12 protein-coding genes are annotated in these 12,161 nt (G+C 34.9%); 7 read left to right on the top strand and 5 right to left on the bottom strand.

Annotation, left to right across the window (positions count from 1 at the left end):
- Positions 1-176 precede the first annotated feature (176 nt).
- The 5 genes from IPK91_11115 to IPK91_11095 all read right to left on the bottom strand — a co-directional run bounded on the left by IPK91_11115 (position 177) and on the right by IPK91_11095 (position 5,412).
- Positions 177-719, bottom strand: a complete 543-nt coding sequence (locus tag IPK91_11115) for a GNAT family N-acetyltransferase (protein ID MBK8297805.1) — start codon at positions 717-719, stop codon at positions 177-179.
- A gap of 802 nt (positions 720-1,521) precedes the next feature.
- Positions 1,522-1,992, bottom strand: a complete 471-nt coding sequence (locus IPK91_11110) for a DUF1572 domain-containing protein (protein MBK8297804.1) — start codon at positions 1,990-1,992, stop codon at positions 1,522-1,524.
- Positions 1,993-2,099: 107 nt separating this feature from the next.
- Positions 2,100-3,539, bottom strand: coding sequence for a hypothetical protein (locus IPK91_11105; GenBank protein MBK8297803.1), 1,440 nt, complete (start codon positions 3,537-3,539; stop codon positions 2,100-2,102).
- 114 nt (positions 3,540-3,653) lie between these two features.
- Positions 3,654-4,712 (bottom strand): toll/interleukin-1 receptor domain-containing protein, encoded by a 1,059-nt coding sequence (locus IPK91_11100; GenBank protein MBK8297802.1) that lies wholly within the window; start codon positions 4,710-4,712, stop codon positions 3,654-3,656.
- A gap of 169 nt (positions 4,713-4,881) precedes the next feature.
- Positions 4,882-5,412 carry a hypothetical protein gene (locus IPK91_11095; protein ID MBK8297801.1) on the bottom strand — a complete coding sequence of 177 codons (531 nt, stop codon included), beginning with the start codon at positions 5,410-5,412 and terminating at the stop codon, positions 4,882-4,884.
- Positions 5,413-5,671: 259 nt separating this feature from the next.
- On the opposite strand from IPK91_11095, the gene IPK91_11090 reads away from it, so the two are divergent.
- From IPK91_11090 to IPK91_11060, 7 genes are all read left to right on the top strand, one after another.
- Positions 5,672-6,904, top strand: a complete 1,233-nt coding sequence (locus IPK91_11090; protein MBK8297800.1) for a YHYH protein — start codon at positions 5,672-5,674, stop codon at positions 6,902-6,904.
- A gap of 157 nt (positions 6,905-7,061) precedes the next feature.
- A complete protein-coding gene (locus tag IPK91_11085) occupies positions 7,062-7,829 on the top strand; it encodes an outer membrane lipoprotein-sorting protein (protein ID MBK8297799.1) in 768 nt (255 codons plus the stop codon).
- Positions 7,826-9,040 carry an ABC transporter permease gene (locus tag IPK91_11080; GenBank protein ID MBK8297798.1) on the top strand — a complete coding sequence of 405 codons (1,215 nt, stop codon included), beginning with the start codon at positions 7,826-7,828 and terminating at the stop codon, positions 9,038-9,040. Before IPK91_11085 ends, IPK91_11080 begins: the two co-directional genes overlap by 4 nt.
- A 9-nt stretch (positions 9,041-9,049) precedes the next feature.
- On the top strand, positions 9,050-9,547 hold the full coding sequence (locus tag IPK91_11075) for an ABC transporter permease (protein MBK8297797.1): 498 nt from the start codon (positions 9,050-9,052) through the stop codon (positions 9,545-9,547).
- Between the two features lie 122 nt (positions 9,548-9,669).
- Positions 9,670-10,260, top strand: a complete 591-nt coding sequence (locus IPK91_11070; protein ID MBK8297796.1) for an ABC transporter permease — start codon at positions 9,670-9,672, stop codon at positions 10,258-10,260.
- A gap of 3 nt (positions 10,261-10,263) precedes the next feature.
- Positions 10,264-10,974: an ABC transporter ATP-binding protein gene (locus IPK91_11065; protein ID MBK8297795.1), complete on the top strand. Its 711-nt coding sequence runs from the start codon at positions 10,264-10,266 to the stop codon at positions 10,972-10,974.
- Positions 10,975-10,984: 10 nt separating this feature from the next.
- Positions 10,985-12,154, top strand: a complete 1,170-nt coding sequence (locus IPK91_11060) for a hypothetical protein (protein MBK8297794.1) — start codon at positions 10,985-10,987, stop codon at positions 12,152-12,154.
- Positions 12,155-12,161 lie beyond the last annotated feature (7 nt).

Below are 12,161 nucleotides of genomic sequence, written 5' to 3'. Positions count from 1 at the left end.
ACTGCTTCAAAAAAAGACAAATAAATGCATAGCGAACTATCAGGAGTTTTTAGAGCTTCCTTAAATTCATAGTGTTTTCGGCAGCAAGATAAATAAAAAAATTTAAAAAACTTAGGGTTTAAACCCTAAGTTTTTTCACTTGGAAAGATGTGAATGTGTCAATTTTTAAACATCATCTATGCCTCAGGAGATCTGTCTGCTGTAAAACTCAATTGATAAAGGTTTAACTCCTTTAGATCATTTGCTAATTGAATGGTCCGAACAAATTCCAGTCCCAATTTTGCTAAAACTTTTTGTGAGGGTATATTTTCGGGTGTTGTGATGGCAAATACTTCTTGTAAACTAAAATGATGTTCAGCAAGATCTAACATTTTTGAAGCAGCTTCAATGGCATATCCCTGCCTTTCAAATTGAGGCATCAACGCATATCCTATATCAATACCCTCTAATCCTTCTCGGTCATACAGTCCACAGGATCCAAGTTTGATTCCGTCTGATTTGCGAATCATGATGTAATTACCATAACCCAATCGCTCAAACTGGGGTCGCATTTTTGCTTCAATATAAGCTTCAGCCTCTTCTACACTGTGTACATTCCGGTCGCCAATATTGTTTATCCATTGAGGGGTGTTAAACATTTCTAAAATAAATGCAGCATCTTCTTTCCCTACCGGCTTTAATAGGAGCCGCTCTGTTTCAAATGAATCTAGTGTTTTCATCACAATGAGCAAAAATAGAAAATTACACCATGCAGCAGCCATTTCTTTTCAATAGTAATAAAAAAATATATCCGAGATAAGCTAACGATGTTCCTTTGTTCTTCAAGAAAGATTCTGATTGAACCACATAGAAACATAGATATTTAGAAAACAATAGTTTAATATTTAGTAATCCTTCCTATGTCTCTATGTACTTATGTGTTTCAAAAAAAATCCTCAATTGAACCACATAGAAACATAGATTTTTAGAAAACAATAGTTTATTATTTAGTAATCCTTCCTATGTCTCTATGTCCTTATGTGTTTCAAAAAAAATCCTCAATTGAACCACATAGAAACATAGATATTTAGAAAACAATAGTTTATTATTTAGTAATCCTTCCTATGTCTCTATGTCCCTTTGTGTTTCAAAAAAAATCCTCAATTGAACCACATAGAAACATAGATTTTTAGAAAACAATAGTTTATTATTTAGTAATCCTTCCTATGTCTCTATGTCCCTATGTATCTATGTGTTTCAAAAAAAATTATGATCGAACCACATAGATACATAGATTTTTAGAAAACAATAGTTTATTATTTAGTAATCCTTCCTATGTCTCTATGTCCCTATGTATCTATGTGTTTCAAAAAAAATTATGATTGAACCACATAGATACATAGGAATTTAGGAAACATAGTTTAACAATTAATAATTCGTTCTATGTCCCTAATTAAAGGTATTAAAAACAAACTATCCAATTCATTAAAAGCTTTAATTAATTCAGTTTAGGATACCGTATTAGAATAGTTTGATATTTTATTACACCTGCTCTGATAGTATCTTTTTTATTACTGCAATCTGTCCTAAATGATAATGTGAATGTTCTATGATCCCATGTAGATTTCTATAATAAATCCCATACTTCTCCTGTTCAAAATATTCCCAAAGCTTCTCATCCGGTATATGTTCGATAAGTTCAGCAAACAACGCAGCTTCCTCCCAAAGTGCGTTTAAAAATTTGTCCCAATCCTCTTGAGATTGAATGGGTGGATGGTCAAAACTATAACTGTCTTTTGAATCTAATATTCCTCCTTGCAAAACCTTGAGGACTGCCTGCACAAAATAATGTATGTGATAACTCAACGTGGCTATGGTGTTTAATGAATAAATTTTCTGAGTTGCCTGCTTCCAAGTGACATCTTTTAATTGGTCTTTTAAATTTGAACAGGTCCAGTTCCCACCAAAATAGACCTCTCTAAAATGTTTTGCAATTTGATTACTTAGCTGCATAGAGTATACAAATAAATTTTAGTGCAATTAATTAGCTTACACAAATATATTCTAAATCTTTAAAACAATGGATTGCTGACTAAATTCTAGAAACCATTGTATCCATGTCAATGGCTTCCTCCAAAACCAATACTCACGCCGGTATATAAAGTCCCATTGAAAAGGCCTATTTTTGATTTTCGGAAATCATGTGCTAAAAAATTATTGTCATTGATATAGCCAATCCGGAAATACTTCATTTTAAAAGAAAGTGAAAAAGCAGTTTGCTTAAATGCAAAACCGGCTGCAATAAGTGCATTATTAAAGGGTACATAATTAATTCCAATGCTGGCGTCGTAGAGTCCATCGCCATTCATCAACAAATCACTTCCTAATTGAATGCGTTTTATTTTATAGTGAACTCCTAAACCAAAAGCGCGTTGATTCTGTATGGGTTTATCATTCTGATTTTGAACAAATGCATCTCCATACAACTGACTTCCTGCCAGATTCATAAAATTTAGACCTAAACTCCATTGCCTGTTTATCTTATAAACTGCCGAAAGATCCGCATCATAATTCTGTACTTCCACAAGTTTATCTGTAAACGCCCGCGTTTTAATGGTATCAATTTGCTCAACAAACAATCTACTGGGATTATTAAATTTTTGCCAAACGGATTTAATACTTATTCCGAGAGAAATTTTATCGCTCAATTTCCACGACGGACTCAAATATAAAGCAGATTCTTTCAAACTAAATTTAAAATCTTTCACTGTAAAATCAAGTGGATCATTATCAAAACGGTACAATACCGTTAGAAAAGCATCTTGTTTTGTATAAATGAAGCCCAAACCCAAACTAAATTTTGGTGTGAGTTTATAATAGACCGATGTTTTATAATTGTTTTTTAAATTAGCTAAGAAACTAAATAATCCCCTCGTTCTGGAAGATTGTAAAGCAGCCGGATTCCAAAATACCGCTTCACCCAATTCGCGATACGGATTAAAATTAAAACCGGTATTGGCCGAATGATATAATGGAGAAGCCAATAAAAACTGTCCGGTTGTGTTGTTCCCACCTATAATGCTATCAGCCCCATAAAAACCAACCGGTAAAGCTGGGCTTGCAACTGACACCAGGCTGCTAATAAAATTTAAAAAAGATGGTGTACCAACCAATGCACTTGCATTCGATACCTTATCTAGATCTTCCATTTCTTGCTTAATGGCTACACGTAATACACTATCTGCTTTAAGAGCTTTAAACTCAGTATTTTGACAATTGGCATCCAACACCCAATCTTTAATAGTACAATACGACAGTTGATCTGCTTTAAACTGGCGGTCATTGTCCTCTGTAATAAAAATCCTGCGGGCCAATAAATTACAATCCTTACACTTTGAAACTGCATATAAAGTCACTGTTTTGTCTTCTAGCTTTGAATAAGGTACATTGGTGTTTATTTCAAAATACCCTGTGGGTGCTGAGCTTGTTATTGTGGATTTAGAAGGAATGAAGTTTGGTACAATGACTACGTTTTCAGCTCCTTTGGTTGTATTTGGCATTTGGAGAATGCACTTCACCTTTCCCTTTAATACTAAGATTTGGCCTTTATTTTCCGAAGCAAGAAATATGCAACATACAATCCAAAGCAATCGCGTATTCATATCAATTAATTATTATTTTGGAACTGGATTTAAAAAAATGTCCTGACTTAATAGTTCAGGTGCACTAATTTTTAAATTAAAACTTTTGTCTTCAAAATCTTTATGTGATGTAGTAATCGTTATATCATCTCCTAAAGTATATTTCTCGAGTCGGATTTTATATGATCCGTCTGTTTTTGATCGATCGAAATATTTTGTTCCATCTACGTTAACTTCAACGCCCCGGATAGGAACTTCGGCAGCTGTCTTTACTTTCCCAGAAATAATTACTTCCGTTGAAAACGCCAGGCTTAACTCCAAAGGATTGGATACATCCACCATCGTATCAAAGGTGAGACTTACAAAACCAGGACTGTTCACTTCGATTTTCATCTTATTCTTTATTGTGTTTTGAGGTATCCCGCTAAAAAAAGCCTGACCTGTTTTATCAACAGATTGGGTACGTATATATTGCGGTAAATAGATTTTGATATCACCTTGCGGGATTGGTACTTTTTTCCAGTCGAAAATTCGGATAGTTAAACTGGATTCAGTAGGTTTATTGACAAAATAAAATACAAAAAATAACAATACAGAAATGGAAAGAAAAGCGAGTGCAGGTTTTAAGCTCTTATTTAAAATGCTTTTAAATTCTGAATGTTTGATTTTATTTTTAAATGGTTCAATCGTTCCTTCATTCTGATTTTGAAGGATGGAATGAATCGAATTAAATAACAATTCCAATTCTGGATGCGACGAATCCCCTTCCCAGTTGTAAAGTTTAGCTGTTTCAATCCGTTTAAATGCTAAAGGGACTTCCAGCTTTTCCAAAAGTACCGGCACAAGTTTTTTTACATGAGCGGCTTCTAATGCTTCGTTTTTAACCCATTCCGAATTAACAGACTGCTGCGTCCATACCACAACCACACAGCGCGCTTGCTTTAATTCATTTTCTATAACCGTATCATAATGTTGGCCAATCGGTATCTGTCGATCCCACCAAACGGACCAACCTTGTTGTTCAAATAAACTTGCCAAGGTTTTTATGTGCTCCCGATCCGCACTTGAATAACTAATAAATATATCCGCCATTTAAATTCCGTTGCATTAAAAAATTAATTTTGGGATTGATGGTATTTTGGGTACATTCAACTCTTATGTTAAACCATTAGATATCTTTGGTATTAGGTTCTTTAATTTTTAAAGTTTACTATTAAATTTACACATGATAAATTTCTGAATTTAATTAATGGCCATTGCATCAATTCACATCAACACCAAATGAAAGTTTTACCACTGGGATTCCGGGTATCTCCAATTGAATGCTTTCAAAATAAATTGTACTGCCTGCTTGCAAATTTTGCATTGCTTGCATAATTTGATCACTAAAATTCGGACCTTTATTGGTATATTTAGTGAGTGCTTGTCCTTTTAATTGAACGGCCATGTTGAATGAATGTATAGTCCAGAATTCCAATTGACCGGTGGGTTTACAATTTATATACATACTGCTGCAATCAAGCAATTCATTTGCAGGGATCTGAATCATTCCTAATGAAACATCTGAACCCAACTCCTTGCAATTATTTAATTCCAAACTGATGCTTTTATTCTTACTAATTCTTACCGTTTCAATCAATGTTGCCGGATCAAATACAATCATCGTATCAATGATCTCTTTCACACGTATTTGATTTATCGTGCTAAATGTTAGCGCAGGTTGATCCTGTGCTTGTAGGAAAAAAGCACTGCAAACAAAACCCAATCCTAAAGAAACAAGTTTGTTTTTCATATTAAACTAATTTATAATAAAAAAATAAGATATCCTTTCAAAAATACTAAATATACTTGAAAGGATGGAAAATTAGTCTACAGTCTTTAGACTATGAGTCTATAGTTTAGATTTTATCAAGTCTGTGTAAAGCCAGCACGAAGCTAAACAAACGATGCTTTTGAAGATTTCGCTCCGATCGGTCATATGCCATAGTTTCAGATTAACATTGCAGTATGTTATCAATAAAACATTTCTTTATCTTTACAAAAATTAAAAAATGAGACCCTCTTGGATCCTGCTTCTCCTTTGCATAACTTTTGTAGCGAATGCACAAATAACTCCTGAAATTTCATCCTGGATTTTAAATACAACGGGGGCAACTGGTTATAATAACATTCCTTCAAATGTTCAAAAAGTTCAATATTCTGATAGCAATGTATATGTGAGTGCATCGTGCATTCCCGGCTATGATATAGGTCCCTGGCAGGGAAATCCGAACACACCGAAAAATCAAAATTTTGTATTTAAAATTACCCGATTTCCTCAAATGAATCCAGCAACTCCAATTAACACGGGTCTTGGGCATATTGGTGTTTGGACAAATGGTGTTTCAATCTACAATCCAAAGGATGGCATGAGCTATAATAACCAAAACGTTTGGAATCAAAATGCGATTGTAGTGGAAGGTCCTTCCTTTGATAATTGTTTAGGACATCCTGCACCCAATGGGGAATACCACCATCACCTGAACCCTACCTGTTTATACAATGACAGCCTTACTACCAAGCATGCTCCAATTCTTGGATATGCATTTGATGGTTTTCCTGTTTATGGTGCATTTGGTTATGCAAATCATGATGGAACCGGTGGGATTAAAAGAATGCAGAGTAGCTTTCATTTAAGGAATATCACAAAACGGACAACGCTTCCAAATGGCTTGCCTGCTGCCTCTGCTGGTCCAGATGTTTCAACCCGGTTTCCACTGGGTTATTACGTAGAAGATTTTGAATACCTGGCTGGTTCCGGTGATTTGGATGAACACAATGGGAGGTTCTGCATTACGCCCGAATATCCTAATGGCATCTATGCCTATTTTGTTACTTTAGATAGCAATCTCAAAGCAGCATACCCTTACGTTCTGGGGATCAGTTATTATGGTTTGGTTCCAGCTGGCAATACCGGTCCTGGCAGCGGGCACAACACGATTCGGGAAACGGTAATCACATTCAATGGAACTACCGAAATAAAAGAAACTAAATTAAATCTTGATGCTTCGATCTTTGGAAATCCAGCAAAGTCAATAATTTCCATAACCATCAATGAAAACGCTCCAAATAATTTGAAAGCAGTCCTCATAAATTTAAATGGACAGCCAATTCAGCAATGGAAATACCTTCAACCAGGTTTTCATTATTCATTTGATATTTCTGAATTTGAAAATGGACTGTATTTCATTAAAATATTTAATGATACGTTTCAACAAACAAAAAAAATACAGATAGCACATTAAGCTGAATTCAATACATAACCAATCCAATCCTTAGTTTTTTGCTCTATTGTTTCTATTTCTGATCCTTTGAGACAACTCTTACTGATTGTAATTGTTGTTTTTAAAGGAAGTTTTAACAACTCCAATTTGCTTACTTAAATTTAATGTAATTTTTAGAATGCATTCTCTATCAATCCACTTTAAAAAATCAATTTTTTTCTGTTTCATTCAGTTAAGTATATTTTCATTCGGTTTTTCACAGGATGCCATGTCTATTGTCCGTAAAGCGGATGAACATGCTCGCGGGAAGACTTCCATCGCACAAATTACAATACAAACTATCCGACCCAACTGGACGCGAGAACTCTCTATGAAATCCTGGAGTAAAGGAAATGGCTTGGCAGCGATTTTAATTACTGCACCAGCTAAAGACAAAGGCGTAGTTTTCCTGAAACGATTTAAAGAGGTGTGGAATTGGATTCCATCCATTGACAGAAATATTAAAATGCCTCCTTCCATGATGAGTCAAAGCTGGATGGGAACAGATTTCACCAACGACGATTTGGTAAAAGAAGCTTCCATTCTTGAAGATTATACACATACCTTGTTAAAAGATACCTTGATTGATAAAAATCCTTGTTACCAAATTCGATTAATCCCTAAATCAAATGCAGCAGTTTTATGGAGTCGTGTGGATATGTGTATAACTAAGATGGATTTCAACACAATTTATGTAACATATTTCGATGAAGATGGTCAATTGGTGAACACCCTTCATGCCAGCGAGATTAAAAATTTAGGTGGACGCATGTTGCCATCTCGTTTAGAAATGATTCCAGCTGATAAAAAAGGAAATAAAACGATATTAATTTATAATTCATTGCAATTTGATATCGAATTAAAAGACTCTTTTTTCAATACGCAAAATATGGCTCGCATTAAATGATCTTAAAGCTCATTTGGAGAAATTTATGGCGCAATCACCGGCGCACGCTTATTACAACTGCCTCCATAACATTCGCTGTATTATTTTGCATTCTGATGCAGTCATTCCAGAAAGGTGCATTTGACAATTTAATAAAAAATGTTGTTGGTTATTATTCCGGATATGTCCAAATTCATAAATCAGGATATTGGAATGAACGCGTCTTGGATAATTGCTTTGAATTGAATGATTCCCTAATTCTAAAAATTCGCCAACAAAAAAATATCCTTGATTTTGTTCCAAGATTGGAAACGTTTACACTGGCATCTTTTAATAATACCACCAAAGCTTGCTTATTGGTTGGTACCGATCCAATTAAAGAAAAACAACTAACGCATTTAGATGAGAAATTAATTAATGGAACTTATTTTAAGCTTGACGACGAACACGCTTTAATTGCAGAAGGATTAGCGAAGCGATTAAATATTAAACTCAATGATACCCTGGTCCTGTTTGGCCAAGGATTTCAAGGCACTTTGGCTGCAGGTAAATATAAAATAAAAGGAATCGTCCATTTGGCATCTCCGGAAATGAATAATAGTTTTGTGTATCTTCCTTTAAAAGCTGCCCAAAATGTACTCAACGCGGAAAATCGAATCAGTACCATGGCCTTAATCCTTTCCAATCCTTTAGAAAAATTATCAATTGTTACAATTTTACGAGCCCAATTGACTGCTGATTATGAAATCATGGATTGGGAAGAAATGATGCCTGAAATTTCAAACCATATTAAAGCCGATGGAGCTTCATTTTATATCTTTTCCGCTGTGCTTTATTTAATTATCGGATTTGGATTTTTTGGTACGGTTTTGATGATGACTGCAGAACGAAAACGTGAGTTTGGAATGCTGATTTCAATTGGATTAAAAAAATTAAATCTTGGTTTAATCCTTTTAGGTGAAACGGTATTGATTACTTTACTTGGTGTATTGAGTGGTATATTGCTAAGTTTTCCTTTAGTACTTTATTTAAATAGAAATCCCATTCGATTTACAGGTGAAATGGCAAAAGCATATGAAAAATTTGGATTTGAACCTGTTATTCCTACTGCCATGGACAGCAGCATCTTTTTATCACAATCAAGTTTCGTCTTACTTTTAACATTTGTAATTGGAATGTATCCCATTTGGCATATTCATAAATTGGATGCCGTTAAAGCCCTTCGCAATTAATCTCTACCCATGTTGATTAAAATTGCAAGAAGAAATATCTGGAGAAGTAAAAAGAGAAGCATTACGCTCTTAATAGCAATCAGTTTAGGTTTATGGTCTGGAATGTTCTTAATTGCATTTTATAATGGCATGATAGAACAACGGGTGGATGCAGCAATTCGCGATGAAATTTCACATATTCAAATACATCATCGTGAATTTTTAAATGACTTTGATTCTGAGTTTGTGATTCCGGATGCTTCTAATACCCTTCAATCCATAAATGAAAATCCTGCTGTAAAAGCATCTGCTGGACGGGTTATTTTATATGGAATGATCGCATCTCCTGCAGGTAGTACCGGTATAAAAATAAATGGTATTCAAGCTGAATCTGAAAATAAACTGACACAACTTTCAACTAAACTTATTGAAGGTCATTATTTCAATCCGTTAAAATCAAATGAAATATTAATTGGTCAGAAACTTGCGAATAAACTTAAATTAAACCTAAATAAAAAACAATTCTGACATTTCAGGATACTTCCGGCAATTTAGCGTCTGCTGCATTTCGAATTGTCGGAATCTTTAAAACACAAAACACGCCATTTGACGAAGCCAATGTATTTGTAAATTACGCAGCCATCGATTCATTGGCTGGCTTGCATGGAGGCATTCATGAAATCGCTGTATTACTGCATTCAAACAGTTCATTGGATTCATGCTTGTCCCAATTTAAACAATTATTACCAGATGCGGACGTAAAATCCTGGGTAGAAATTTCACCTGAAATAGGCATCACTGTGTCTGCAGGCACCCAAATGGTTTATATCTATATGGGTATCATTTTACTGGCCTTGACTTTTGGAATAATTAATACGATGATGATGTCTGTATTAGAAAGAACCCGTGAAATAGGCATGTTGCTGGCACTCGGAATGAACAAATTTAAAATTTTTACGATGATTCTTTGGGAGACCTGCTTTTTAATTTTAGCAGGCTGTCCTGTAGGAATGTTGCTTGCACTTCTTACAATTTCCATTACACACCATTACGGAATCCATCTTGACAGTTATTCAGAAGTCTATTCAAATTTTGGATACAGTCCGATCGTATATCCAAATTTAAATGGCGATCAGTTAATTAAAATAATAATCATGGTAACTATTACTGCTTTAGTGTCTTCCATCCTTCCTGCTCAAAGAGCACTTAAAATAAAACCTGCAACCGCCATAAAAAATTAAACTATGAGGGAAACTGTTATAGATGCACATTCACTATCTAAAATCTACGACGAAAAAACAATTCCCGTTGTTGCTTTAGACCGGGTGCATTTACACTTGAATCGCGGAGAATTTACTGCCATTAAAGGGCCTTCCGGGTCCGGAAAAACAACTTTGCTAAATATGATTGGAGGATTGGATCAACCCACTTCCGGATATGTTGAAATCAATGGAACGAATATCACCAAACTTCATGGAAATGCTTTGATAGATTTCAGGTTAAATAATATTGGATTTGTATTTCAATCTTACAATCTAATTCCAGTTTTAACCGCAAAAGAAAATATTGAATTTATCATGCTGCTTCAAAAGCTACCTGCTAAACAAAGGGAACTCCGAGTTATGGAATTGCTAAAACAAGTTGGTCTGGAAAATAAAGGAGATAAACGACCGGGAGAATTATCAGGTGGACAACAACAACGGATTGCTGTAGCTCGCGCTTTAGCATCCAAACCCCAATTTATACTTGCTGACGAACCGACTGCCAATCTGGATTCTGTTTCTGCATCCAATTTACTGGATATGATGCTCAAATTAAATGAAGTTGAAAATATGACCTTCGTTTTTTCAACCCATGATCAACGGGTAATCAGCCGCGCACGAAGAGTCATCACATTGGAAGATGGAAAAATTGTGGATGACACTGCGCCAACACAAATTCCAGTTGAATTGTAAATTGGAACAGTTGAAATTTTTTAAACAACTTTTGGTTTTTTATTTGGTATTTAGTTTCAACAATGCCTATGCCCAAGATCAAATAGAGAAACTACCCTGGATCGAATGTTCAGGTTATTTAAAAGATCTCGAGTCGTTTAGTTTTTCGGATGGAATTACTACCAGCTATTCCAGCAATTTGATTCATAACAGGCTCAATTTTAAATTCAATTTTTCTGAACAACTGATTGCCAAACTTGAATTAAGAAATCGGATTGTTTGGGGAAATCAACTAAAATTAATACCGGATTACGGCAAGTACATTAACGCATATGATGGATATTTCAATCTTTCAAAACTTTGGATCAATCAATCTTCATTTGTTATGCATTCGGTCGTTGACAGATTGTATTTTCAATTTACACCCGAACATTGGGATCTTCGAATCGGTCGACAACGTATAAACTGGGGATTGAATACCATTTGGAATCCGAATGATATTTTTAATGCTTACAATTTTCTTGACTTCGACTATGAAGAAAGGCCAGGAAATGATGCTATCCGAATACAACGTTTTCTAAATGAGCAAAGCAAACTGGAGTTTGCATACAAACCAGGAAAAAATAAGCATGCGCATATAGGAGCATTTTTATACAAATTCAATAAATGGACTTACGATATACAAGTACTTGCTGGTTTGCATCAGGACGATCTTGTCGTTGGGGGCGGATGGGCCGGAAATCTTCTAAACGCAGGATTTAAATGCGAGCTTAGTTACTTTCACCCAAAAGAAGATATTTCAAACCATAAAGGAGTATGGACTGCTTCCTTTGTATTGGACCAAACCTTCAAGAATGATTGGTATGTTTCATTTTCAAGTCTATTTAATAGCAAACCATCGGGATTGCAATCTGGAGGTCTTGGGTTTTTTGATTCCCAACTTTCTGCTAAATCATTGTTCCCATTTAAGTTTAGTTTTTATTCGGCAGTTTCAAAATCATTTACTCCTATATTCAGAAGTAGTTTAGCACTTATCTATTCACCAAGTTATAATTCTTTGATAACAGTCCCTACAATCGGTTGGAATGCTCTTACGAATATTGACTTAGATTTAACCATACAAGCTGCATTTGCCGACACAGGCTCAGGCTATCAAACAGCAGGAAATCTGTTTGTATTGCGAGGTAAATGGTCTTTTTAAAAAAACT

It is taken from the genome of Saprospiraceae bacterium, from assembly GCA_016712145.1.
GTDB lineage: Bacteria > Bacteroidota > Bacteroidia > Chitinophagales > Saprospiraceae > Vicinibacter.
Note: the sequence above shows the minus strand (reverse complement) of the source record. Positions and strands in the feature narration are given on the sequence as shown.

Bases quoted from the DNA above. Each gene is read 5' to 3' on its own strand.
- IPK91_11095 (MBK8297801.1), bottom strand. From the start codon at position 5,412: ATGAAAAACAAACTTGTTTCTTTAGGATTGGGTTTTGTTTGCAGTGCT.
- IPK91_11090 (MBK8297800.1), top strand. From the start codon at position 5,672: ATGAGACCCTCTTGGATCCTGCTTCTCCTTTGCATAACTTTTGTAGCG.
- IPK91_11080 (MBK8297798.1), top strand. From the start codon at position 7,826: ATGATCTTAAAGCTCATTTGGAGAAATTTATGGCGCAATCACCGGCGC.
- IPK91_11085 (MBK8297799.1), top strand. From the start codon at position 7,062: ATGCATTCTCTATCAATCCACTTTAAAAAATCAATTTTTTTCTGTTTC.
- IPK91_11105 (MBK8297803.1), bottom strand. From the start codon at position 3,539: ATGCCAAATACAACCAAAGGAGCTGAAAACGTAGTCATTGTACCAAAC.
- IPK91_11100 (MBK8297802.1), bottom strand. From the start codon at position 4,712: ATGGCGGATATATTTATTAGTTATTCAAGTGCGGATCGGGAGCACATA.
- IPK91_11115 (MBK8297805.1), bottom strand. From the start codon at position 719: ATGAAAACACTAGATTCATTTGAAACAGAGCGGCTCCTATTAAAGCCG.
- IPK91_11065 (MBK8297795.1), top strand. From the start codon at position 10,264: ATGAGGGAAACTGTTATAGATGCACATTCACTATCTAAAATCTACGAC.
- IPK91_11075 (MBK8297797.1), top strand. From the start codon at position 9,050: ATGTTGATTAAAATTGCAAGAAGAAATATCTGGAGAAGTAAAAAGAGA.
- IPK91_11110 (MBK8297804.1), bottom strand. From the start codon at position 1,992: ATGCAGCTAAGTAATCAAATTGCAAAACATTTTAGAGAGGTCTATTTT.